The organism is Serratia entomophila (assembly GCF_021462285.1).
GTDB classification, from domain to species: Bacteria; Pseudomonadota; Gammaproteobacteria; order Enterobacterales; family Enterobacteriaceae; genus Serratia; species Serratia entomophila.
The window spans coordinates 4,937,230-4,959,194 of sequence record NZ_CP082787.1 but is presented as its reverse complement, the minus strand read 5'-3'; the positions used below and the strand labels follow the sequence as shown (position 1 = coordinate 4,959,194).

Annotated in this window: 24 protein-coding genes; 13 read left to right on the top strand and 11 right to left on the bottom strand. The window is 60.2% G+C overall.

Going from position 1 to position 21,965, the window contains the following annotated elements; all coding sequences use genetic code 11:
• Positions 1–29: 29 nt before the first annotated feature.
• The 3 genes from KHA73_RS23710 (at position 30) to glpX (ending at position 3,569) form a co-directional block, all read left to right on the top strand.
• Complete coding sequence (locus tag KHA73_RS23710; protein ID WP_234587206.1) at positions 30–875, top strand: MIP/aquaporin family protein; 846 nt, start codon at positions 30–32, stop codon at positions 873–875.
• A 42-nt stretch (positions 876–917) separates the two neighbouring features.
• Positions 918–2,426 carry a glycerol kinase GlpK gene (gene glpK, locus KHA73_RS23705; protein WP_234587204.1) on the top strand — a complete coding sequence of 503 codons (1,509 nt, stop codon included), beginning with the start codon at positions 918–920 and terminating at the stop codon, positions 2,424–2,426.
• 132 nt (positions 2,427–2,558) lie between these two features.
• Positions 2,559–3,569: a class II fructose-bisphosphatase gene (gene glpX / locus KHA73_RS23700; RefSeq protein ID WP_234587202.1), complete on the top strand. Its 1,011-nt coding sequence runs from the start codon at positions 2,559–2,561 to the stop codon at positions 3,567–3,569.
• A 31-nt stretch (positions 3,570–3,600) separates the two neighbouring features.
• Here glpX and emrD read toward each other — a convergent pair whose 3' ends face one another.
• Entirely contained in the window at positions 3,601–4,785 is a 1,185-nt protein-coding gene (gene emrD / locus KHA73_RS23695; RefSeq protein ID WP_234587201.1) for a multidrug efflux MFS transporter EmrD, read from the bottom strand.
• Between the two features lie 295 nt (positions 4,786–5,080).
• Here emrD and KHA73_RS23690 point away from each other — a divergent pair, with 295 nt between their 5' ends.
• Both KHA73_RS23690 and fpr read left to right on the top strand, forming a co-directional pair.
• Entirely contained in the window at positions 5,081–5,689 is a 609-nt protein-coding gene (locus tag KHA73_RS23690) for a helix-turn-helix transcriptional regulator (protein WP_234587199.1), read from the top strand.
• Between the two features lie 3 nt (positions 5,690–5,692).
• Complete coding sequence (gene fpr / locus KHA73_RS23685) at positions 5,693–6,439, top strand: ferredoxin--NADP(+) reductase (protein WP_234587198.1); 747 nt, start codon at positions 5,693–5,695, stop codon at positions 6,437–6,439.
• 10 nt (positions 6,440–6,449) lie between these two features.
• Here the strand turns inward: fpr and KHA73_RS23680 are convergent, their stop codons facing one another.
• Positions 6,450–6,875: a DUF805 domain-containing protein gene (locus KHA73_RS23680; protein WP_234587196.1), complete on the bottom strand. Its 426-nt coding sequence runs from the start codon at positions 6,873–6,875 to the stop codon at positions 6,450–6,452.
• Positions 6,876–7,074: 199 nt separating this feature from the next.
• Here KHA73_RS23680 and KHA73_RS23675 point away from each other — a divergent pair, with 199 nt between their 5' ends.
• Both KHA73_RS23675 and tpiA read left to right on the top strand, forming a co-directional pair.
• Entirely contained in the window at positions 7,075–7,662 is a 588-nt protein-coding gene (locus KHA73_RS23675) for a DUF1454 family protein (RefSeq protein WP_234591383.1), read from the top strand.
• A 127-nt stretch (positions 7,663–7,789) separates the two neighbouring features.
• Positions 7,790–8,557, top strand: coding sequence for a triose-phosphate isomerase (tpiA, locus tag KHA73_RS23670; RefSeq protein ID WP_234587194.1), 768 nt, complete (start codon positions 7,790–7,792; stop codon positions 8,555–8,557).
• Positions 8,558–8,622: 65 nt separating this feature from the next.
• Here tpiA and KHA73_RS23665 read toward each other — a convergent pair whose 3' ends face one another.
• The 4 genes from KHA73_RS23665 to cpxP all read right to left on the bottom strand — a co-directional run bounded on the left by KHA73_RS23665 (position 8,623) and on the right by cpxP (position 12,506).
• Positions 8,623–9,612: a sulfate ABC transporter substrate-binding protein gene (locus KHA73_RS23665; protein WP_234587192.1), complete on the bottom strand. Its 990-nt coding sequence runs from the start codon at positions 9,610–9,612 to the stop codon at positions 8,623–8,625.
• A 186-nt stretch (positions 9,613–9,798) separates the two neighbouring features.
• On the bottom strand, positions 9,799–10,761 hold the full coding sequence (gene pfkA, locus KHA73_RS23660) for a 6-phosphofructokinase (protein WP_234587190.1): 963 nt from the start codon (positions 10,759–10,761) through the stop codon (positions 9,799–9,801).
• 232 nt (positions 10,762–10,993) lie between these two features.
• Entirely contained in the window at positions 10,994–11,896 is a 903-nt protein-coding gene (gene fieF, locus KHA73_RS23655; protein ID WP_234587188.1) for a CDF family cation-efflux transporter FieF, read from the bottom strand.
• A gap of 115 nt (positions 11,897–12,011) precedes the next feature.
• Complete coding sequence (gene cpxP / locus KHA73_RS23650; RefSeq protein ID WP_234587186.1) at positions 12,012–12,506, bottom strand: cell-envelope stress modulator CpxP; 495 nt, start codon at positions 12,504–12,506, stop codon at positions 12,012–12,014.
• Positions 12,507–12,654: 148 nt separating this feature from the next.
• On the opposite strand from cpxP, the gene cpxR reads away from it, so the two are divergent.
• The 5 genes from cpxR (at position 12,655) to KHA73_RS23625 (ending at position 16,868) form a co-directional block, all read left to right on the top strand.
• A complete protein-coding gene (gene cpxR / locus KHA73_RS23645) occupies positions 12,655–13,353 on the top strand; it encodes an envelope stress response regulator transcription factor CpxR (RefSeq protein WP_234587184.1) in 699 nt (232 codons plus the stop codon).
• Positions 13,350–14,741, top strand: coding sequence for an envelope stress sensor histidine kinase CpxA (cpxA, locus tag KHA73_RS23640; protein WP_234587182.1), 1,392 nt, complete (start codon positions 13,350–13,352; stop codon positions 14,739–14,741). Before cpxR ends, cpxA begins: the two co-directional genes overlap by 4 nt.
• A gap of 46 nt (positions 14,742–14,787) precedes the next feature.
• The gene (gene trmL, locus KHA73_RS23635; protein ID WP_234587181.1) at positions 14,788–15,261 is read left to right on the top strand and encodes a tRNA (uridine(34)/cytosine(34)/5-carboxymethylaminomethyluridine(34)-2'-O)-methyltransferase TrmL; all 474 of its coding nucleotides are present in this window, start codon (positions 14,788–14,790) and stop codon (positions 15,259–15,261) included.
• A gap of 61 nt (positions 15,262–15,322) precedes the next feature.
• On the top strand, positions 15,323–16,093 hold the full coding sequence (locus KHA73_RS23630; protein ID WP_234587179.1) for a CHAD domain-containing protein: 771 nt from the start codon (positions 15,323–15,325) through the stop codon (positions 16,091–16,093).
• A gap of 103 nt (positions 16,094–16,196) precedes the next feature.
• Positions 16,197–16,868, top strand: a complete 672-nt coding sequence (locus KHA73_RS23625; RefSeq protein WP_234587177.1) for a DUF3313 domain-containing protein — start codon at positions 16,197–16,199, stop codon at positions 16,866–16,868.
• Positions 16,869–16,930: 62 nt separating this feature from the next.
• Here the strand turns inward: KHA73_RS23625 and cysE are convergent, their stop codons facing one another.
• The 5 genes from cysE to KHA73_RS23600 all read right to left on the bottom strand — a co-directional run bounded on the left by cysE (position 16,931) and on the right by KHA73_RS23600 (position 20,122).
• Positions 16,931–17,752, bottom strand: a complete 822-nt coding sequence (gene cysE / locus KHA73_RS23620) for a serine O-acetyltransferase (protein ID WP_234587176.1) — start codon at positions 17,750–17,752, stop codon at positions 16,931–16,933.
• Positions 17,753–17,861: 109 nt separating this feature from the next.
• Positions 17,862–18,881: an NAD(P)H-dependent glycerol-3-phosphate dehydrogenase gene (gene gpsA, locus KHA73_RS23615; protein ID WP_234587174.1), complete on the bottom strand. Its 1,020-nt coding sequence runs from the start codon at positions 18,879–18,881 to the stop codon at positions 17,862–17,864.
• Positions 18,881–19,351, bottom strand: coding sequence for a protein-export chaperone SecB (secB, locus tag KHA73_RS23610; RefSeq protein ID WP_004953255.1), 471 nt, complete (start codon positions 19,349–19,351; stop codon positions 18,881–18,883). The genes gpsA and secB overlap by 1 nt, the downstream gene beginning before the upstream one ends.
• A gap of 59 nt (positions 19,352–19,410) precedes the next feature.
• A complete protein-coding gene (gene grxC, locus KHA73_RS23605; protein WP_019452217.1) occupies positions 19,411–19,659 on the bottom strand; it encodes a glutaredoxin 3 in 249 nt (82 codons plus the stop codon).
• A 28-nt stretch (positions 19,660–19,687) separates the two neighbouring features.
• Positions 19,688–20,122, bottom strand: coding sequence for a rhodanese-like domain-containing protein (locus KHA73_RS23600; protein WP_234587172.1), 435 nt, complete (start codon positions 20,120–20,122; stop codon positions 19,688–19,690).
• Between the two features lie 297 nt (positions 20,123–20,419).
• Between KHA73_RS23600 and gpmM the strand changes: the two genes are divergently transcribed.
• Positions 20,420–21,964 (top strand): 2,3-bisphosphoglycerate-independent phosphoglycerate mutase, encoded by a 1,545-nt coding sequence (gpmM, locus tag KHA73_RS23595; RefSeq protein WP_234587170.1) that lies wholly within the window; start codon positions 20,420–20,422, stop codon positions 21,962–21,964.
• Position 21,965: the final 1 nt, after the last annotated feature.

Below are 21,965 nucleotides of genomic sequence, written 5' to 3'. Positions count from 1 at the left end.
TAACCGCCGTTTTGCAGGACAACAACATTATGAGCCAAACCACCAGTCCGACATTAAAAGGCCAGTGCATCGCGGAGTTTCTCGGCACCGGTCTGCTGATCTTCTTTGGCGTAGGCTGCGTTGCCGCGTTGAAACTGGCGGGCGCCAGCTTCGGCCAGTGGGAAATCAGCATCATTTGGGGCCTGGGCGTCGCCATGGCCATTTATCTGACCGCGGCTATCTCAGGTGCGCACCTCAACCCGGCGGTCACCCTCGCCCTGTGGCTGTTCGCCTGCTTTGACGGTCGCAAGGTGCTGCCTTACATCCTGGCGCAAATCGCCGGCGCCTTCTGCGCGGCAGCCCTGGTTTACGGGCTGTATTACAACCTGTTCTTCGATTTCGAAGCGGCACACCATATGGTGCGCGGCAGCAACGAAAGCCTCGATCTGGCCGGCATTTTCTCCACCTACCCTAATCCGCATATCTCCGTCGGCCAGGCCTTCCTGGTGGAAACGGTGATCACCGCCATTCTGATGTGCCTGATCCTGGCGCTGACCGACGACGGCAACGGCATTCCGCGCGGCCCGCTGGCGCCACTGCTGATCGGCATTCTGATTGCCGTCATCGGCGCCTCTATGGGACCATTGACCGGCTTTGCGTTGAACCCGGCGCGCGACTTCGGCCCTAAACTGTTCGCCTATCTGGCCGGCTGGGGCAAAGTGGCCTTTACCGGCGCACGCGATATCCCCTATTTCCTGGTGCCGATCTTTGGCCCAATCATCGGCGCAGGCCTGGGTGCCTTCGGCTACCGCGCGCTGATTGGCCGCCATCTGCCTTGCGACGTCTGCGTAACGGAAGAAGAATCCGCCGCCAAGACCCAGCAGCGCAAAGCGTGATTGGTGCAGTTTTAAACGGTTAACAACAGCAGGATTAAGATCATGACAGTAGAAAAAAAATACATTGTCGCCCTCGACCAGGGGACCACCAGCTCTCGCGCCGTCGTGCTCGATCACGACGCCAACATCGTCGCGGTGTCGCAGCGTGAATTCACGCAGATTTACCCGAAAGCCGGCTGGGTTGAACACGATCCGATGGAGATCTGGTCATCGCAAAGCTCCACGCTGGTAGAAGTGCTGGCGAAGGCCGATATCAACTCCGATCAGATCGCCGGCATCGGCATCACCAACCAGCGCGAAACCACCATCGTCTGGGAAAAAGAGACCGGCAAGCCCATCTACAACGCCATCGTCTGGCAGTGCCGCCGCACTGCCGAGATCTGCGAGAAACTCAAACGCGACGGCCTGGAAGAATACATTCGCCACAATACCGGCCTGGTGGTTGACCCGTACTTCTCCGGCACCAAGGTCAAGTGGATCCTGGACAACGTGGAAGGCGCCCGCGACCGCGCCAAGCGCGGCGAACTGCTGTTCGGCACCGTCGACACCTGGCTGGTGTGGAAAATGACCCAGGGGCGGGTGCATGTGACCGATTACACCAACGCCTCGCGCACCATGATGTTCAACATCCATGAGCTGGACTGGGACGAACGCATGCTGGAAGTGCTGGATATCCCGCGCGCCATGTTGCCGAAGGTATGCCCTTCTTCAGAAGTGTACGGCCAGACCAACATCGGCGGTAAGGGAGGTACCCGTATTCCTATCGCCGGCATCGCCGGGGACCAGCAGGCGGCGCTGTACGGCCAGCTGTGCGTTCAGCCGGGTATGGCGAAGAACACTTACGGCACCGGCTGCTTCCTGCTGATGAACACCGGCAAGGAAGCGGTGCGCTCCAAGAACGGCTTGCTGACCACCATCGCCTGTGGCCCGCGCGGCGAAGTGAACTACGCGCTGGAAGGGGCGGTGTTCATCGGCGGCGCATCCATCCAGTGGCTGCGCGATGAGCTGAAGCTGATCAGCGACGCCGCCGACTCCGAATACTTCGCCACCAAGGTGAAAGACAGCAACGGCGTCTACGTGGTGCCGGCCTTCACCGGCCTGGGCGCGCCTTACTGGGACCCGTATGCTCGCGGCGCCATCTTCGGCCTGACCCGCGGCGCCAACAGCAACCACATCATCCGCGCTACGCTGGAGTCGATCGCTTATCAGACCCGCGACGTGCTGGACGCCATGCAGGCAGACGCCAACACTCGCCTGCAATCGCTGCGCGTGGACGGCGGTGCGGTCGCCAACAACTTCCTGATGCAGTTCCAGTCCGACATCCTCGGCACCCGCGTAGAGCGCCCTGAAGTGCGCGAATCGACGGCGCTGGGCGCCGCCTTCCTGGCGGGCCTGGCCATCGGCTACTGGAACGATCTGGATGAGGTGAAGAGCAAGGCGGTTATCGAGCGCGAGTTCCGCCCGAGCATCGAAACCACCGAGCGCAACTACCGCTACAGCGGCTGGAAAAAAGCGGTCGCCCGTGCGCAGGCGTGGGAAGATCACGAGTAAGCCCGACCTGCTGCGTCACTCCAATAAGCGCTGCCTGCGGGCGGCGCTTTTTTTTTTGCCCCGCCCCGCTGCTGCCGCGCTGTGATAAACTTTGCCGATATTTTCTTCCCTTTCTCACAGACAGGTTTTGCCATGAAACGTGAATTAGCCATCGAATTCTCCCGCGTTACCGAAGCCGCCGCGCTGGCGGGCTACAAATGGCTGGGGCGCGGCGATAAAAACGCCGCCGACGGCGCCGCGGTCCACGCCATGCGCATCATGCTCAATAAAGTGGATATCGATGGCCGCATCGTGATCGGCGAAGGTGAAATCGACGAAGCGCCGATGCTGTATATCGGCGAGCAGGTCGGCAGCGGCCAGGGCGATGCGGTGGATATCGCGGTCGATCCGATCGAAGGCACCCGCATGACCGCCATGGGGCAGTCCAACGCGCTGGCGGTGCTGGCGGTGGGCGATCGCGGCACTTTCCTGCACGCGCCGGACATGTATATGGAAAAGCTGGTGGTCGGCCCGGCGGCGCGCGGCGCCATCGATCTCAACCTGCCGCTGGCGGAGAACCTGAAGAACGTCGCCGCGCGCCTCGGTAAACCGCTGAGCCAGCTGACGGTGATCGTGCTGGCCAAGCCGCGCCATGACGGCGTGATTGCGCAGATGCAGCAGCTCGGCGTGCGGGTGTTCGCCATCCCGGACGGCGACGTAGCCGCCTCCATCCTCACCTGCATGCCGGAAAGCGAAGTCGACGTGATGTATGGCGTCGGCGGCGCGCCGGAAGGGGTGATTTCCGCCGCGGTGATCCGCGCGCTGGACGGCGACATGCAGGCGCGCCTGCTGCCGCGCCATCAGGTGAAGGGCGACAGCGCCGAGAACCGCCGCATCGGTGAAGAAGAACTGGCGCGCTGCCGGGAGATGGGCATTGAAGCCGGCAAGGTGCTGCCGATGGACCAGATGGCGCGCAACGATAACGTCATTTTCTCCGCCACCGGCATCACCAAGGGCGACCTGCTGGACGGCATCAGCCGTCAGGGCAATATGGCCACCACCGAAACCCTGCTGATCCGCGGCAAGTCGCGCACCATCCGCCGCATCCGCTCGACCCACTATCTGGACCGCAAGGATCCGGCGCTGCATGAGTTCCTGCTGTAATTAAACAGGGCGCCGAGGGCGCCCTGTTTTTTTATGCGGTGTGTCCCTGATGCTGCATCCGGTTGGACAGCGGCCACCAGCACAGCAAAATCAGCAGCGCCATCGCGAACATCAGCAGGCCCAGGCTAAACTGCCCGGTCTGCGGCAGCATGGCGGAAAGCCAGGTCGCCAGGCCGGAGCCCATGTTCTGCATGCCGCCGACCAGTGCGCCCGCAGCGCCCGCCAGATAAGGGAACGGCTCCATCGCCCCGGTGGTGGCCAACGGAAACAGCATGCCGGCGCCGAAGAAGAACAGCGCCGCCGGCACGATCAGCGTCCAGATATTCATCACCCCGAACCAGCCCGGGATCCACATCATCAGCCCCGCCAACAGGCAGCTGATCACCGAGTGCCACATCAGGCCGTGGAAGGTCTTGCCGTCGCGCCCGGCGTACCAGGCGCCGAAGAACGCCGCCGGGATCGGCAGGATAAACAGAATGCTGACCGTCAGACCGCTCAGCCCCAGCACGCCGCCCATCAGTACGCCGCAGCTGGCCTCAAACACCGCGATGCCCGCCAGCGCGCCGATCAACATCACCAGGTAACAGCTGAAGGTGCTGTCCGTCAGCAGTTGGCGGAAGCTGGCCAGCATGCGGCGCTTTTCCGTCAACGCCGGCCGGGTTTCCGGCAGCCAGCGGAGCATGGCGAAGGCGACCCCTGCGCACAGCGCCAGCAGGAAGGCATAGCAGGCGCGCCAACCAAACACCATCGCCAGCGCGCCACCAATCACCGGCGCCAACAGCGGGCTGACCAGAATGCCCATATTCAGCAGGCTGTTGGCGTAGCGCAGCGCGGTGCCGGCATACAGATCGCGCGGCATGGTGCGCGCCATCACGCCCGCCACGCCGGTGCCCATGCCCTGGATGGCGCTGGCGGCCACCAGCATCGTCAGGTTGCTGGACAACAACGCGCCCAACGCGCCGACCAGAAATATCATCATGCCCGCCAGGATCACCGGCCGGCGGCCGATGCGGTCCGACAACGGGCCGTAAATCAGCTGGGAAAAGCCGTAGGTCATCAGATAGGCCGCCATCACGCGCTGCACCGCGCCGGTACGAACCGACAAGTCGTGCGCGATATCGGCAATAACGGGAACATAAATGGTTTGCGCCATCTGGCCGACGGCCACCAACAGGATAAGCATCACCAACAGGTGAAAGTTTTCAATTTTTCTCATTATCTTCGTTAACGTTTCAACTCGTCACAGCGTCCCGGTATGGCCGTTGAAGCAGCCAGAACGGCGAGCAGCCCTCTATGGCGGCATAAGCTAACAAATCTGATTTTTTTAGCGAGTTTCAGGAAGATATTGATCCAGGTCACACTGGCAGCAAACGCAACCAGCCTCGTAAATTAAACTGTACGTCTGGCGCAACGAGGCAAAAAAACCGCGCCGACAGTAGTTTGGCTTTAGCATTTAATCGATAATTATTTTCATCAACTTGAAATAAAATAACACCATAGGGATTTGGTTCATGAAAACACCAGAGCTGATTTTATTGCAGTTAGAGAGTCTTGGCCCGCAGTCGGCCAAAATGCTGGCGGATCGTCTGGACATTACGCCGATGGGCATTCGACAGCATCTGCAATCCCTGGAAAAACGTGAGCTGGTTTGTTACGAGGAGTCGCGCATCAAGGTTGGCCGCCCTACGCGCTACTGGTCTTTGACCCATCAGGGTTACGCCAGCATCGCCGCCAGCGAGCACCGGCCGCCAACGCACGCACAGCTGTTCGGCAACGAAGGCCTGGCGCCGCTGCTCTGCGCGCGCGCAGACAGGCTGTACCAGCGCTACGCCGACGCGTTGGCCGCCGAGGCCAGCCATCTGGATAAACTCGCCCGCCTGGTGCGCCTGCGGCAACATGACGGCTATATGGCCGAGCTGGTGGAACATCCGCAGGGCGTGTTGCTGGTAGAGAACCACTGCCCGATTGGCGTGGCGGCCGCCTCTTGCAGCAGCCTGTGCAATGCGGAACTGCAGCTGTTTCACCGCCTGTTGGGCAACGGCTACCAGATAGATCGCATGGCGCATGCCATCTCCGGCTCACGACATTGTGCTTATTTGATTCGACCACGGGAGCTTTAGAGTATGGCTGAATGGGTTAACGGCAAGGTTACACAGGTGGAACAATGGACTGACGGGTTGTTCAGCATCACCGTCAATGCGCCTGTCGATCCCTTTACCGCCGGGCAGTTTGCCAAACTGGCGCTGGAAATCGACGGCGAGCGCGTGCAGCGCGCCTATTCCTACGTCAACGCCCCCAGCGATCCCAACCTGGAGTTTTATCTGGTTACCGTGCCCGAAGGCAAACTGAGCCCAAGGCTCAATCAGCTGCGGCCCGGTTCGGAGGTGATGATCACCAAAGAGGCCGCCGGTTTCTTCGTGCTGGACGAAGTGCCCGAATGTGAAACGCTGTGGATGCTGGCGACCGGCACCGCCATCGGCCCTTACCTTTCCATCCTGCAGGAAGGTATCGGGTTGGACCGCTTCAAAAACCTGGTGCTGGTGCATGCCGCCCGTTTTGCGCGCGATCTGAGCTACCTGCCTCTGATGCAGCAACTGCAGCAGCGCTACAATGGCAAGCTGCGCATTCAGACCGTCGTCAGCCGCGAAGAGGCGGCCGGCTCACTGACCGGGCGCGTGCCGGCGCTGATCGAAGATGGCCGCCTGGAGGCGGCGATAGGTTTGACCATCAACGCCGAAACCGACCACGTGATGCTGTGCGGCAACCCGCAGATGGTGCGGGATACCCAGCAAACCCTGAAGGACCAGCGCCAGATGCGCAAGCACCTGCGCCGCAAACCCGGCCATATCACCAGCGAACACTACTGGTAACCCCGCAGGCTTATCGAGCGCGGAACTTCACCGGTTCGGCCTCCGGGCCGAACTTGTTATCGCCGGGGGTGCCGACAAAGGCGCCCAAATCAATCAGCATCATCACGATAATCAGCGTCGGAATGAAACGCCCGACGCCCCATTGCCAGAGCGGCGCCAGCATCTGCCAGTTGCCGGCCGCCAGCATCCATGCCAGGATCAGCAACAGCGCCCACCAACCGGCCTTGTTGCGATCGTGCAGACGCTTGACCAACACCGCCGCCGTCGGCCACAGCAGCGCCACGATAAAGAATGCGATCGACTGAATCGCCACCAGCTGATAATTCGCCAGCGTAAAGGCCGCCGCCATCAGCACCAGCCAGGCGCCTATCCAGATCCAGAAGTCACGCCGCCCGATGCGACCCTTAAAAGAAAAACACCACTGCTGTAACGTCATCGATTCCTGCGCTCTAAGCCTGCCCATATTCTGCGCCGCAGTGTAACATAGACGCCGTCGGGCCGAGATTTCCGCCCCGCATTACGCGGCACGCCGCACAGCTTTTCCTTCAGCGAGCCGATGAGGGTCCGGGATCTTTGACAACGCCCCCCGCTTATCGCTTTAATCGGAGCCATCTTTGTTATTGATGCCATGCGCCATGCTGAGAAAAATCACCGCCATTGCCTGCCTGCTGCTGGCGACCGCCAGCGCCTGGGCCGATCCGCCGGATGCCGCCACTGCGACACCCGCAGCCCCCTACCTGCTGGCCGGGGCGCCAACTTTCGATCTGACGGTGGTGAAATTCCGCGAAAAATATAACCGCGACAACCCGGCGCTGCCGATTGGCGAATTTCGCGCCATCGCGGCCGCCGAAGACGACTCGCCGCTGCTGACCCGCGCCGCCAGCAAGCTCAACGAGAACCTGTATGCCTCCACCGCGCTGGAAAAAGGCACCGGCAAAATCAAAACGCTGCAGATAACCCACCTGCCGCTGCAGCAAAGCGCCGAAGAAAAGGCCGCGCGCGCCATCGCCATCAGCTATATGGCGGCGCTGATGCGCCAGTTTGAACCGGCGCTGACGGTGGAGCAAAGCCAAAGCAAAGTCACCAACCTGCTGGAAAAAGGCAAAGGTTCGCGCTTTTACCAGCGGCAGGTCGGCGCCATTCGCTATGTGGTGTCGGACAACGGCGATAAAGGGGTAACCTTCGCGGTTGAACCGGTTAAGCTGGCGCTATCCGAGCCTTAGCGGCACGGCATTTAATGACGAAAAGCAAAGCCTTCGCGCTTAATCATCTCTATACTGTTGGGCAGGTAAACTGCCGGTCCGGCAGTTGTCATTTCGACTCTCGCGTTCCCTTGTTGGAGGAAAAAACATGCGTCATCCATTAGTTATGGGTAACTGGAAACTCAACGGCAGCACCCACATGGTCAACGAACTGATCGCCGGCCTGCGCCATGAGCTGAGCAGCGTTGACGGTTGTGGCGTCGCTATCGCACCGCCGGTAATGTACCTGGATCAGGCCAAGCACGCGTTGGCCGGCAGCCGCATCGCCCTGGGCGCGCAGAACGTGGACATCAACCTGTCCGGCGCCTTCACCGGTGAAGTTTCCGCCAACATGCTGAAAGACGTCGGCGCCCAATACATCATCATCGGCCACTCCGAACGCCGCACCTACCACAAAGAAACCGACGAAGCGATCGCCGAGAAATTCGCCGTGCTGAAAGAAGCCGGTCTGATCCCAGTGCTGTGCATCGGTGAAACCGAAGCAGAAAACGAAGCCGGTAAAACCGAAGAAGTTTGCGCACGCCAGATCGACGCCGTTCTGAAAACCCTGGGCGCGCCGGCCATGAAAGGCACAGTGATCGCCTATGAACCCGTTTGGGCCATCGGCACCGGCAAGTCAGCCACCCCAGCGCAGGCTCAGGCCGTGCACAAATTTATCCGCGATCACATCGCCAAACACGATGCGGCCGTCGCCGCTGAAGTGATCATCCAGTACGGCGGTTCGGTTAACGACAAAAACGCCGCAGAGCTGTTCGCTCAGCCGGACATCGACGGCGCGCTGGTTGGCGGCGCATCGCTGAAAGCCGACGCTTTCGCCGTGATCGTCAAAGCCGCTGCCGCGGCGAAAAAAGCCTGATTTCATTCGGCTTGCCCATAAAAAAACCCCGGCTCGCCGGGGTTTTTTATCGCCGCTAAACGGGATCAGCGCTTGCTTATCTCATCGAACACGCCGCCAGTGGCGAAGTGCACCTTCTGCGCCTCGGTCCAGCCACCGAAGGTATCATCCACCGTAAACAGCTTCAGTTTCGGGAACTGTTCGGCAAACTTGGCGGCAACGGCCGGATCGCGCGGGCGGTAGTAGTTCTTCGCGGCGATGGTCTGCCCTTCCGGCGTGTACAGGTACTTCAGGTAAGCCGTAGCCACATCGCGGGTCCCGCGCTTATCCACCACCTTGTCCACCACCGAGACGGTGGGTTCGGCCAGAATGGATTCGCTCGGAGTGATAATTTCGAACTTATCCTTGCCCAGCTCTTTTTCCGCCAGCAGCGCTTCGTTTTCCCAGGCGATCAGCACGTCGCCGATCCCGCGCTCAACGAAGGTATTGGTCGCGCCGCGCGCGCCGGAATCCAGCACCTCGACGTTCTTGTACAGGCTCTTCACGAAGTCCTGCGCCTTGGCTTTGTCGTTGTTATTGTGGTGCAGGGCATAGCCCCAGGCCGCCAGATAGTTCCAGCGCGCACCGCCGGAGGTTTTCGGGTTCGGCGTAATCACCGAAACGCCCGATTTAATCAGATCTGGCCAGTCATGAATTTGCTTCGGGTTACCTTTGCGCACCAGGAACACGATGGTTGAGGTGTAAGGCGCCGAGTTGTCCGGCAGACGTTTGATCCAGTCCTTGTCGATGCGCCCGCGCTCGGCGATGGCATCCACGTCGTAGGCCAGCGCCAGCGTCACCACGTCGGCCTCGATGCCGTTAATCACCGACGTCGCCTGCTTGCCGGAGCCGCCGTGCGACTGGCGCACCGTGACCTTATCGCCGGTTTGCTGCTGCCAATGCTTGCTGAACGCGGTGTTATATTCCTGATAGAACTCGCGCGTCGGATCGTATGAGACGTTCAGCAGTTGAATATCTTTCGCCATGGCGCCGGACGCCAACAGCACCATTGTCAGACCTACACCCCATTTACGCATCGAAGGCTCTCCCAGAAAATTAAGCGCAACCTCAATCGGTTGATTTAGCATCAGAGCCTGCCAGAAACTTTCCCGGCAATTAAAGAATAAAAAATTTTGGGCTAGACGATTCTGGAATATATCGCCCGCGGGCATAAAAAAAGCCCCCGCTCGCGGAGGCCTTCAGGCTTGGGAACCCATAGCGGATCAGTACAGCTTTTTCGCCGTTTCCAGCCAGTCGCCCTTGAACGGGCGCTTCATGTTCTCGATGGCGTCGATGATATCGTGGTGCACCATCTTCTCGTTCTGGATGCCGACGCAGCGGCCACCGTAGCCCTGCAGCAGCAGTTCGATGGCATATGCGCCCATGCGGGACGCCAGGATGCGATCGTAAGCGACCGGCGAACCGCCGCGCTGAATGTGGCCCAGCACGGTCGCGCGGGTTTCGCGCTTGGTTTCCTGCTCGATGTGGCGCGCCAGCTCATCGATATCGCAGATGTGCTCGGTGATCGCCACGATGGCGTGCTTTTTGCCCTTGGCGATGCCGGCCTTGATTTCGCACACCAAATCTTCGCGGTTGAACTCGATTTCAGGCAGTACGATGAACTCGCAGCCGCCGGCAATGGCCGCCGCCAGCGTCAGGTCGCCGCAGTAACGGCCCATCACTTCGACGATCGAGATGCGTTGATGTGAGGATGAGGTGTCGCGCAGGCGGTCGATCGCCTCCACCACGGTTTCCAACGCGGTGAAGTAACCGATGGTGTAGTCGGTGCCGGCTACGTCGTTATCGATAGTGCCCGGCAAACCGATGCAAGGGAAGCCTTCTTCCGTCAGGCGTTTGGCGCCCATGTAGGAACCGTCGCCGCCGATCACCACCAGCGCATCGATGCCGCGGTTTTTCAGGTTTTCAATCGCCTTGGCGCGCACGTTTTCATCCCTGAACTCCGGGAAACGCGCCGAACCGAGGAAGGTGCCGCCGCGATTGATCATGTCAGACACGCTGTAGCGGTCCAGCTTCTCCATGCGATCTTCGTACAAGCCAAGGTAGCCATCGTAAATACCAAAAACTTCCAGACCTTCCGAAAGTGCAGCACGCACAACGCCGCGGATCGCAGCGTTCATACCCGGCGAATCACCGCCACTCGTCAGTACACCGATTTTCTTGATCATGACTACCTCTGAACTGTAGATGCAATTTCTTAAGAATTCTGTCTTCGCCGATTACCTTGGAACCTCTCCGGCTGCAGAAAACCAGCTTTAGGGCTTTATTGCTGGATATTATATCAAAAACACCCAGCTGAATTGATTCAAGTCACGCAATATAGCGGTAAAAAAACCGCATGGCACGCTGAGCTAACTCAAACATTTGTTATAACGCTTTGCGCGTTACGCCTCGATCTGATTATAGCTCCCAATGCCCCCGGCGGCCCGGCGGCACCACGGAACAGGGATCCTGGTGGATGATGACGTCTGCCCCCGGGAAACGATGCAATAATGCCTGCTCCACCTGCTCCGCCAAACTATGCGCCTGCCGCAGCGGTAATGAGTCTTCCATCTCCAGATGCAGCTGGATGAAGCGCGTCGGGCCCGATTGGCGGGTGCGCAGGTCATGCGCGCCTTTCACTCCCGGCCAGGAGGACACCACCTCGATAATCGCCTGGCGCTCCTCATCCGGCAGCGCCCGATCCAGCAGCGACTGCACCGCCTCATAGCCCATGCGCAGCGCGCTGTAGAGGATGTAAACGCCAATCCCCAAAGCGAACAGCGCGTCCGCCCGTTGAAAGCCATACCAGCTTAGCCCAAGAGCGATAAGAATAGCACCATTCATCATGACATCTGACTGATAATGCAGCATATCTGCCCTCACCGCCTGGCTGCGCGTTTTTCTTACCACCCAGCGCTGGTAGGTGACCAGGATCAGCGTGCTGATCAGCGCCACCACAGTGACGGCGATGCCGACGCCGGGATCGCGCAGCGTTTGCGGGGTGTAGAGGTGTTGGAAGCCGGTAAGAAACAGAAACAGCGCGGAGCCGGAAATAAACATGCTTTGCGCCAGCGCCGCCAGCGATTCGGCCTTGCCGTGGCCAAAGGTGTGCTCTTCGTCGGCCGGCTGCAGCGAATATCGCACTACCAGCAGGTTGGTCAGGGAGGCGGCGATATCGACCAACGAATCCACCAGCGCCGCCAGCAGGCTGACCGAGCCGGTGTGATACCAGGCGATAATCTTTATCAACAGAAGCATGGATGCCAGCGCGGTGGCGGCGAGCGCGGCGGACTTCACCAGGCGCGCATATTGCTGTTCCATAACGAACCCCGGTTAAACGTGAGGCGCTCAGTATAGCGGAATGTCAGGCAAAAAAAGCCCCGCCATCATGGCGGGGAAGACAGGGATGGTGTCTATGGCAAGGAAAAACAGGGGACTACTCAGTCGTACTCAACTTCTGGGCAGAAGTTTGCTGCAAACCAGAAATCTGTTGCTCCATCTGCTGCATGCGCTGCTGATGTTTCTGGTCTAAAACACTTTTTTGCTGCGGCGTCAGCAGGTTATACATTTGGTTGCGTACCCGGGCCATTTCGACCTGGCGCTTAACCTGTTGCTGGGCCATTTTCTCCGCCTGGTCATAAACGGCGGTTTCATCAAATTTGTCTGCGGTCACCAGTTTATGCATGGCTTCCATTTCAGCTACAGTGACACCAGGCAAATCATGGCGGGCCTGGCGCATCAAATCGCGCATTTGCTGTCGCTGCTGTTCGGTCAGGCTGACACCGTCAAACATGTGGTGTTGGCCAGGTGTTCTGGTCATCGCGTCGTTGCCGGGAGTCTGAGCAGTTTCCGATGTAGTATCGGCAGCGAAGGCGGCGGTAGAACCTATTGCCAGCATTGATGCCATAACTAATGCGGTCACCTTACGCATTTCAACTCCTCGTGCTTTCTCACTTTGCGAATCAACGAGGAGCAGTGTACTGCTGCACCTGCAAACATGCGTCAGTGCATGTAAAACTACGTAAAGTCATGGAATGCCAACAGTTGATGACGTATTTTGCGTCAGGAGGTAAATCACAATGAACAAGATTCTGCTAGTTGACGACGACCGCGAGCTCACCTCGCTGTTAAAAGAACTGCTTGAAATGGAAGGTTTTAATATCGTCGTCGCTTACGATGGCGAGCAGGCGTTGTCGCTGCTGGACAGCTCCATCGATCTGTTGCTGCTCGACATCATGATGCCGAAAAAAAACGGCATCGATACGCTGAAAGAGCTGCGCCAACATCACCAGACGCCGGTCATCATGCTGACCGCCCGCGGCAGCGAATTGGACCGCGTGCTGGGCCTGGAGCTTGGCGCCGATGACTACCTGCCCAAACCTTTCAACGATCGCGAACTGGTCGCACGCATTCGCGCCATATTGCGCCGCTCCAACTGGAGCGAACAGCAGCAGCATGTGGACACCGGCGCGCCGACGCTGGACGTCGACGGCCTGCAGCTGAACCCCGGCCGCCAGGAAGCCAGCTTCGACGGCCAGGTGCTGGATCTGACCGGCACCGAATTCACCCTGCTTTACCTGTTGGCGCAACACCTGGGCCAGGTGGTTTCTCGCGAACTGCTGAGCCAGGAAGTGCTGGGCAAACGCCTGACGCCGTTTGACCGCGCCATCGACATGCACATCTCCAACCTGCGGCGTAAGCTGCCGGACCGCAAAGACGGCCATCCGTGGTTCAAAACCCTGCGCGGCCGCGGTTATCTGATGGTATCTGCAACATGATCAACAGTTTGACGGCACGCATCTTCGCCATTTTCTGGTTCACGTTAGCCCTGGTGCTAATGCTGGTGCTGATGGTGCCCAAGCTCGACTCCCGCCAAATGACCTCGCTGCTGGACAGCGAGCAGCGGCAGGGGCTGATGCTGGAGCAACACGTCGAGGCCGAGTTGCAAAACGATCCGGCCAACGACCTGATGTGGTGGCGGCGGCTGTTCCGCGCCATCGACAAATGGGCCCCGCCGGGCCAGCGCCTGATCCTGGTCACCAGCGAAGGGCGGGTGATTGGCGCGCAGCGCAACGAAATGCAGATCGTGCGCAACTTCATCGGCCAGTCCGACAACTCTGATCACCCGAAGAAGAAAAAATACGGCCGCGTCGAGCTGGTCGGCCCGTTCTCGGTGCGCGACGGCGAAGATAACTACCAGCTGTATCTGATCCGCCCCGCCAACAGCCCGCAATCCGATTTCATCAACCTGATGTTCGACCGGCCGCTGCTGCTGCTGATCGTCACCATGTTGATCAGCGCCCCGCTATTGCTGTGGCTGGCCTGGAGCCTGGCGAAACCGGCGCGCAAGCTGAAAAACGCCGCCGATGACGTAGCGCGCGGCAACCTGAAGCAGCACCCGGAACTGGAGGCCGGCCCGCAAGAGTTCCTGGCCACCGGCGCCAGCTTCAACCAGATGGTTAGCGCGCTGGAACGCATGATGACCGCCCAGCAGCGGCTGATTTCGGACATCTCGCACGAACTGCGCACGCCGCTGACTCGCCTGCAGCTGGCCACTGCGCTGATGCGCCGCCGCCACGGCGAAGGCCATGAGCTGGCACGCATCGAAACCGAAGCCCAGCGGCTGGACTCGATGATCAACGATCTGCTGGTGCTGTCGCGCGGGCAGCAAAAAAGCGAGCTGTCGCGCGAGCAATTGAAGGCCAACGAGCTGTGGGCCGACGTGCTGGACAACGCCGGTTTCGAAGCCGAACAGATGGGCAAACAGCTGGAGATCACCTCCCCTCCTGGCCCCTGGACACTGTTCGGCAACGCCGGCGCTCTGGACAGCGCGCTGGAGAATATCGTGCGCAACGCCCTGCGCTACTCGCACACGCGCATTGCCGTCGCCTTCAGCGCCGATCAGCAGGGCGTCACCATCGTGGTTGACGACGATGGCCCTGGCGTCAGCGAAGAAGACCGCGAGCAGATTTTCCGGCCGTTCTACCGCACCGACGAAGCGCGCGACCGCGAATCCGGCGGCACCGGCCTGGGCCTGGCGATCGTCGAAGCGGCGGTCAACCAGCACCGCGGTTGGGTGAAGGCGGAAGACAGCCCGCTCGGCGGCCTGCGTCTGGTGCTATGGCTGCCGCTGCATCACCAACGCCGATCGGCTAAGACAGAGTAATCAGATTTTGCTATCCTGCGCCCCTCGTTCACGAGGGGCTTTTTACATGCTGAACATCGTTTTATTTGAACCCGAAATTCCACCCAATACCGGCAATATCATCCGCCTGTGCGCCAATACCGGCTTTCAGCTGCATCTGATCGAGCCCCTGGGTTTCCCATGGGACGACAAGCGCCTGCGCCGCGCCGGGCTGGACTACCATGAATTCGCCAGCATTCGCCGGCACGCCGACTACGCCGCCTTTATCGCCAGCGAAAACCCACAGCGGCTGTTCGCACTGACCACCAAGGGCACTCCGGCGCACAGCGCGGTCAGCTATCAGGCCGGCGACTATCTGCTGTTCGGGCCTGAAACCCGCGGGCTGCCCGCCGACATCCTCGACGCGCTGCCGGCGCAGCACAAGATCCGCATCCCGATGCAGGCGCAAAGCCGCAGCATGAACCTGTCGAACGCCGTGGCGGTGGTGGTGTACGAAGCCTGGCGGCAGCTGGACTACGCCGGAGCAGCGATCAAGGCGTAACCGACGGTAACGCGCCATACTGGAAAGATAACCTTCAGGTTCATCTCTTCGGGAATATCGCATGGCCTTCGTCGAGAGCATCGCCACTCAGGCCCGCCGGCTTGAGACTGCGCTGAATCAGGCGCTGCTGCGCCTGCAGAGCGGCACGGACGCCGAAGCATTGCATGACCTGCGCATCAACCTGCGGCGCGTGCGCAGCCTGCTGCGGCCTCTGCGCGGCGCCTCCGGCGTAGCGCGGCTCGACAGCGCCGCCGCCGGCCTGGGGAAGCTCACCACGCCGGTGCGCGATCTGGAAGTGCTGATCGCCGAGCTGGCGCGTCATCAGCTGGATTGGCAGGCCAACGTGCGCAAGACCGAGTTGCAAAACCGTTATGCCTCGTTGGTGTCGGAGCCTCTGCTGCTGAGTTTCCCTCCCCTGTTGCGCGCCTGGCCCAACGCCTTGCTGAAAACCCGCAGGCGGCACCTTAAACGCCGCTTACGGCAGCGCCTGCGGCGACAGGTGCAACGGTTGGCCCGCGCATTGGCCGATCCGGATTACGATCGCCACCGGCTGCGGCTGCTGGTGAAGCGCGTACGCTACGTCGCCGACGCCTACCCCTCGCTCTCCCCCATTGCGCCCGCAGCGGCCGCCAGTCTGAAAGCGGCGCAAAGCGCGCTGGGGGACTGGCACGATCGCTTTGTCTGGTGCCAGTTGGCAGAACACCAGCAGGATCTTTGGCCGCTGTTGCCGCATTGGCAATCGGCGCGCGATGCCGCCCTGAAAGAGGCTGAACGCGCGCTGGCGTCGCTGTCCCCGGCGTTAAAATCGGCGGCGCATCACAATACTGACTAGCGCCGCGGCGGTATGCCTCATCCTGCACCGAAAACTTTCTTTGACGCGGGAGATAATGAGCTATGTTTTGTAGGGGTAATAGACATTCATCATAGGAAACCATATGAAAAAACAACGCTTGTGCGTTGCCACGGCGGTTCTGGCAGCGGGCCTGTTGCTGGCGGGTTGTTCGTCCAAAGTAACGAAAACGGATCAGTACTCCGGCTTCCTGCCGGACTACGGCAAGCTGCAGGAAACCAGCTCGCCAAGCGGCCATAAAACGCTGTGCTGGATCGATCCCAACTTTAAAGAATCCAGTTATCGCGGCGTGTATGTCGCCCCCGTGATTTATTACCCGGCGGCTAAACCCACCGCCCGCGTCAGCCAGCAGACGCTGGATAAAATTAGAAACTATACCGACCAAAGCGTGAGAAAAGCGGTAGCGGAGCGCACCACCCTGTTGGACAGCCCGGCGGGCTCCCGCGTGCTGCTGGCCAAAGTGGCGATTACCGCCGTGTCCGCCGAAGATGAAGATATGAAATTCTATGAAGTGGTGCCGGTGGCGGCGGTGGTAGCCAGCACCATGGCCGCCACCGGCCACCGGACGCAGAACACCACGCTGTTCCTGGAGGCCCAACTGCTCGATCAGGACACCGGCAAAACGGTGCTGGAAGTGGTGCGCAAGAGCTACGGCAAAACCGTCAGCAACGACAGCGCGCCGGTGACGGAGCAGGAAGTGAAAGCGGCGATCGATGAAATGGTCAACGATATCGTCACCTTCCCGAAACAGGGCTAAGCCTTGCCCGGTATCCGGAAAAGCACCGGGGGAGCCTAAGCTCCCCCTGTTTTATCGACCGATTAAATGCCGTCGCCGTATTCGAAGCCGTGGTTGGCGCCGTTGAAGTACTGGTCCATATCCATCGAAGGCGTATCGCTTTCCGGCCGGCCAACGATGCGCGCCGGCACCCCCGCCGCCGTGGTATGCGGCGGCACCGCCTGCAGAACCACAGAGCCGGCGCCGATTTTCGCGCCCTTGCCCACTTCGATATTGCCGAGGATCTTGGCTCCGGCGCCAATCATCACGCCTTCGCGGATTTTCGGGTGGCGATCCCCACTGGTTTTGCCGGTACCGCCCAGGGTGACCGACTGAAGTATGGAGACGTTATTTTCCACCACCGCGGTTTCACCGATCACGATGCCGGTAGCGTGGTCGAGCATAATGCCGCAGCCGATGTTTGCCGCCGGGTGAATATCGACACCGAAAGCGACCGAGATTTGATTTTGCAGATAGATAGCCAACGCCTGGCGGCCCTGCAGCCACAGCCAGTGGCCGATGCGGTAAGCCTGCAGCGCATGGAAGCCTTTCAGGTACAGCAACGGCGTCGAGTATTTGTCTACCGCCGGGTCGCGCAGGCGTACCGCCAAAATATCGCGCGCGGCCGAAACGATCATCTGTTTGTCGGCCAGGTAGGCATCCTCCACCACTTCGCGCACTGCGATGGCGGGCATGATCGGGTTGGCCAGCTTGTTGGCCAGAATATAGCTGAGCGCGCTGCCCAGATTTTCATGCTTGAGCAACGTCGCATGGAAAAAGCTAGCCAGCATCGGTTCACAGTCAGCCAGCGCTCTCGCTTCTGATTTAATGCTATTCCAGACCTGCTCTAACTCTTCTGACGACATCACATTCCTCTCTGCCTTGCCAAACGGGCCGCCTCACTGCGTTTGCGGTAAGGCGGCCCTGTTCAATTGCCAGAATCAGCACGCTGCCCCGGCATATCGTTTTTTTAGGTCACGCGCTATGTTTTTCGTCTTTCCGGGTGCGCCCCAACAGGCTCAACGCCGCTTCGCGGGCATCCTTGTTGCAGTACAGCACCTGATAAATCTGCTCGGTAATCGGCATTTCCACGCCGTGGCGCTGCGCCAGCGCCAACACCTCTTTGGTGTTGCGATAGCCTTCGACCACCTGGCCGATGCTGTCCTGCGCTTCCTGCACGCCTTTGCCTTGCCCCAGCATAATCCCGAAACGGCGGTTGCGTGATTGGTTATCGGTGCAGGTTAACACCAGATCCCCCAGCCCCGCCATGCCCATAAAGGTTGAAGGATCGGCACCCAGCGCAGAACCGAGGCGGCTCATTTCCGCCAACCCACGGGTGATCAGCGCGGTGCGGGCATTGGCGCCAAAGCCGATGCCGTCGGACATGCCGGCGCCGATGGCGATAACGTTCTTCACCGCGCCCCCCAGCTGCACGCCGATAAAATCGGGATTGCTGTAAACGCGGAAGCTTTTGCCGCAGTGCAACAGCTGCTGCAGATCTTCGGCAAACTGGGCGTCGGTCGCCGCCAGCGCAATTGCCGTCGGCAGCCCGGCGGCCAGCTCTTTGGCGAACGTCGGGCCGGAGACCACCGCCAGCGGGATATCGTCGCCCAGCGCTTCACGCGCTACGTCCTGCAGCAACCGGCCGGTTTCCGCCTCCAACCCTTTGGTCGCCCACAAAATGCGCGCGTCGGGGCGCAAATGCGGCTTCAGTTGGCGCAGCACGTCGCCGAATACGTGGCTCGGCACGACCACCAGCACATCGCGGCTGGCGGCCAGCGCGCGCGGCAGATCGGCTTCGAGCAGCAGCGAATCGGGGAAAGGAACGCCGGGGAGGAATGCCTGATTGCAGCGGTCTTGCTGCAGTTTTTGAATTTGCGTGGGGTTATGCCCCCACAGCACCACGGAGTGGCCGTTACGCGCCAGCGTAATGGCTAATGCGGTGCCGTACGAGCCGGCACCGATTACGGTCATTGAAGCATTGACGGTGTTCATCAGGCATCCTGATGTGGTGCGGCACCTTCGCCTTCCGCCTGCTGCTGCAGATAGTTCATGAACAGCGCGTCAAAGTTGACCGGTGCCAGGTTCAGCTGCGGGAATGTACCGCGGGAAACCAGGCTGGTGATGCACTCGCGCGCATACGGGAACAAAATGTTCGGGCAGTATGCGCCCAGGCAATGCGCCAGCTGCGTGCCGTCGATGCCCGCTACGGAGAAGATGCCCGCCTGCTGCACTTCACACAGGAACGCGGTTTCTTCGCCCAGAGACGCCGTCACGGTTACGCGCAGTACAACCTCATACACTTCGTCAGCCAGTTGGCTGGAAGCGGTATCCAGATCAAGTTTAACTTCCGGCTGCCATTCTTGCTGGAAAACCTGCGGCGCGTTCGGCGCTTCGAAGGAAATATCCTTGGTGTAAATGCGCTGAATCTGGAAAGCCATCTCTGTGCTGTTTTGTTCTGACATGTGTGTAATACCCTTGGTTAAACGTCCTTATTGACACTCGGTAAAACGGCGGCTTCCGCTTAAAGCAGCGGATCCAAACCACCACGAGCATCGAGCTCATATAAATCATCGCAGCCGCCGATATGCCGGCCATCGATGAAAATTTGCGGCACGGTGGTGCGCCCGCTGCGTTCGATCATCACTTCGCGCTTGGCGCTATCGCCATCGATGGCGATCTCGTTAAACGCCGCGCCCTTGCTGTTCAGCAACGCCTTGGCGCGATGGCAGAACGGGCAGGTCGCCTTGGTGTAGATATCAATGTTAGCCATGGATTACCACCTCAACTACGTTAAAGAATCACTTACCGCGGACTAAAGGCAGGTTTTCCCCGCTCCATCCGGCGATGCCGTCTTTCAGCGTAGCCACATTTTCGAAACCGGCCTTGTGCAGGTTTTCCGCCGGCTCGCGCGAAGCGGTGCCGTTGGCGCACACCACGATGATCGGCTGCGCTTTGTGCTTTTCCAGCTCGCCCAGGCTGCCGCTTTTGATTTCGCTGGCGGTCAGGTTGATGGCGCTGGCCAGGTGGCCGCGGCGGAAGTCATCGCGGCTGCGGGTATCAACCACAACGGCGTCTTCCTTGTTGATCAGGCGCGTCGCTTCGCCGCGAGAGATCTCTTTGACCTTGGAGAAGCGGCTTTTGAAGGTCATGACGATCACGGCAACCAGCAGGGCAATCCAGGCCAGGCTCAGAATGGGATGCTTGCTAACGAATGGCATAATTTCTTGCAGCATGGGGTGTAACGACTCCCGTCAGTTAAGGGAAAAATAAGTCAAGGCTCCAGAGTATACCTGCCGAGTGCGGCAAATACAGCCAATAAGCAAGCGCTAATGCAGAAACTGCGGGCTACGCTGAGAAATTCTCAGTGTCAGAGCATAAAAGCCTGCGCAGTTCGCCGCAACTTTGATCTCTTTGGGCTATCCGCCACCGGGCAAAGTGTAAAATCAGCCGGTTTTCGAGGGTGAATAGCCCCGCGTCTTGTCAGGGTGCGGCGCTATTCACAACTTAAAAGTTCATAAGAGGTTAATGCAATGTCGAGCAACAAAAAGCCTATGGTGCTGGTGATCCTGGACGGCTACGGCCACCGTGAAGAGCGGCAGGACAACGCCATCCTGAACGCCCGCACGCCGGTGATGGACCGCCTGTGGCAACAGCAGCCGCACCAGCTTATCGCCGCCTCCGGTCTGGACGTCGGCCTGCCGGACGGGCAGATGGGCAATTCGGAGGTGGGCCACGTCAACCTCGGCGCCGGGCGCATCGTTTATCAGGATCTCACCCGTTTGGACAAATCCATCGCCGACGGCGACTTCTTCAGCAACCCAACCCTGAGCGCCGCGGTGGATAAAGCGGTACAGGCCGGCAAGGCGGTGCACATCATGGGCCTGCTGTCGCCGGGCGGCGTTCACAGCCATGAAGAGCATATCCTGGCGATGATCCGGCTGGCCGCCCAGCGTGGCGCCAACATGATTTATCTGCACGCCTTCCTCGACGGCCGCGATACCCCGCCGCGCAGCGCCGAAGCCGCCTTACGGCGCTGCAGCGACGCCTTTGCCGAGTTGGGCGCCGGGCGCATCGCCAGCGTGATTGGCCGCTATTACGCCATGGACCGCGACAACCGCTGGGAGCGGGTGCAGCTGGCCTATGACCTGCTGGCCGAAGCCAAAGGCGAATACGCCGCCGACGGCGCCGTTGCCGCGCTGCAGGCTGCCTACCAGCGCGGTGAGAACGACGAGTTCGTTAAACCGACCGTGATTCGGGCCGCCGGTGAAGCCGACGCCGCGCTGCAGGATGGCGACGCGCTGATCTTTATGAATTTCCGCGCCGACCGCGCACGCCAGATCACCCGCGCCTTCGTCAACGCCGACTTCGACGGCTTCACGCGCGCCAAGGTGGTGAAACTGGGCGATTTCGTGATGCTGACCGAATACGCCGCCGACATCGATACCGCCTGCGCCTACCCGCCGGCCTCGCTGGTCAACACCTTCGGCGAGTGGCTGATGAAGCACGACAAAACCCAGCTGCGCATTTCGGAGACCGAAAAATATGCCCACGTCACCTTCTTCTATAACGGCGGCGTCGAAGCGCCGTTTAAGGGCGAAGACCGCGTGCTGATTAACTCGCCGAAGGTCGCCACCTACGATCTGCAGCCGGAAATGAGCGCCGCGCAGCTGACCGACAAACTGCTGAGCGCCATCAGCAGCGGCAAGTACGACGCCATTATCTGCAACTACCCGAATGGCGACATGGTCGGCCATACCGGTGTCTATGAGGCGGCGGTCAGAGCGGTGGAAACGCTGGACGCCTGCATCGCCCAGGTGGTTGAGGCGGTTAAGGCGGCCGATGGGCAGTTGCTGATCACCGCCGATCACGGCAACGCCGAGCAGATGCGCGACCCGGCCACCGGCCAGGCGCACACCGCCCACACCAGCCTGCCGGTGCCGCTGATTTACGTCGGCAAACCGGCGGTGGCGGTCGGCGGCGGCAAGCTTTCGGACATCGCGCCAACCATGCTGACGCTGATGGGAATGGAAATCCCGAAAGAGATGACTGGTAAGCCGCTGTTCATCGTGGAATAAT

Excerpts from the sequence above, each read along its gene's own strand:
- cpxA (WP_234587182.1), top strand. The coding sequence starts at position 13,350 with ATGATCAACAGTTTGACGGCACGCATCTTCGCCATTTTCTGGTTCACG.
- KHA73_RS23675 (WP_234591383.1), top strand. The coding sequence starts at position 7,075 with ATGCTGAGAAAAATCACCGCCATTGCCTGCCTGCTGCTGGCGACCGCC.
- fpr (WP_234587198.1), top strand. The coding sequence starts at position 5,693 with ATGGCTGAATGGGTTAACGGCAAGGTTACACAGGTGGAACAATGGACT.
- cpxP (WP_234587186.1), bottom strand. The coding sequence starts at position 12,506 with ATGCGTAAGGTGACCGCATTAGTTATGGCATCAATGCTGGCAATAGGT.
- fieF (WP_234587188.1), bottom strand. The coding sequence starts at position 11,896 with ATGGAACAGCAATATGCGCGCCTGGTGAAGTCCGCCGCGCTCGCCGCC.
- KHA73_RS23625 (WP_234587177.1), top strand. The coding sequence starts at position 16,197 with ATGAAAAAACAACGCTTGTGCGTTGCCACGGCGGTTCTGGCAGCGGGC.
- gpmM (WP_234587170.1), top strand. The coding sequence starts at position 20,420 with ATGTCGAGCAACAAAAAGCCTATGGTGCTGGTGATCCTGGACGGCTAC.
- grxC (WP_019452217.1), bottom strand. The coding sequence starts at position 19,659 with ATGGCTAACATTGATATCTACACCAAGGCGACCTGCCCGTTCTGCCAT.
- KHA73_RS23690 (WP_234587199.1), top strand. The coding sequence starts at position 5,081 with ATGAAAACACCAGAGCTGATTTTATTGCAGTTAGAGAGTCTTGGCCCG.
- glpK (WP_234587204.1), top strand. The coding sequence starts at position 918 with ATGACAGTAGAAAAAAAATACATTGTCGCCCTCGACCAGGGGACCACC.
- KHA73_RS23680 (WP_234587196.1), bottom strand. The coding sequence starts at position 6,875 with ATGACGTTACAGCAGTGGTGTTTTTCTTTTAAGGGTCGCATCGGGCGG.
- tpiA (WP_234587194.1), top strand. The coding sequence starts at position 7,790 with ATGCGTCATCCATTAGTTATGGGTAACTGGAAACTCAACGGCAGCACC.
- cysE (WP_234587176.1), bottom strand. The coding sequence starts at position 17,752 with ATGTCGTCAGAAGAGTTAGAGCAGGTCTGGAATAGCATTAAATCAGAA.
- emrD (WP_234587201.1), bottom strand. The coding sequence starts at position 4,785 with ATGAGAAAAATTGAAAACTTTCACCTGTTGGTGATGCTTATCCTGTTG.
- gpsA (WP_234587174.1), bottom strand. The coding sequence starts at position 18,881 with ATGAACACCGTCAATGCTTCAATGACCGTAATCGGTGCCGGCTCGTAC.
- KHA73_RS23630 (WP_234587179.1), top strand. The coding sequence starts at position 15,323 with ATGGCCTTCGTCGAGAGCATCGCCACTCAGGCCCGCCGGCTTGAGACT.
- glpX (WP_234587202.1), top strand. The coding sequence starts at position 2,559 with ATGAAACGTGAATTAGCCATCGAATTCTCCCGCGTTACCGAAGCCGCC.
- cpxR (WP_234587184.1), top strand. The coding sequence starts at position 12,655 with ATGAACAAGATTCTGCTAGTTGACGACGACCGCGAGCTCACCTCGCTG.
- secB (WP_004953255.1), bottom strand. The coding sequence starts at position 19,351 with ATGTCAGAACAAAACAGCACAGAGATGGCTTTCCAGATTCAGCGCATT.
- trmL (WP_234587181.1), top strand. The coding sequence starts at position 14,788 with ATGCTGAACATCGTTTTATTTGAACCCGAAATTCCACCCAATACCGGC.
- KHA73_RS23665 (WP_234587192.1), bottom strand. The coding sequence starts at position 9,612 with ATGCGTAAATGGGGTGTAGGTCTGACAATGGTGCTGTTGGCGTCCGGC.
- KHA73_RS23600 (WP_234587172.1), bottom strand. The coding sequence starts at position 20,122 with ATGCTGCAAGAAATTATGCCATTCGTTAGCAAGCATCCCATTCTGAGC.
- KHA73_RS23710 (WP_234587206.1), top strand. The coding sequence starts at position 30 with ATGAGCCAAACCACCAGTCCGACATTAAAAGGCCAGTGCATCGCGGAG.
- pfkA (WP_234587190.1), bottom strand. The coding sequence starts at position 10,761 with ATGATCAAGAAAATCGGTGTACTGACGAGTGGCGGTGATTCGCCGGGT.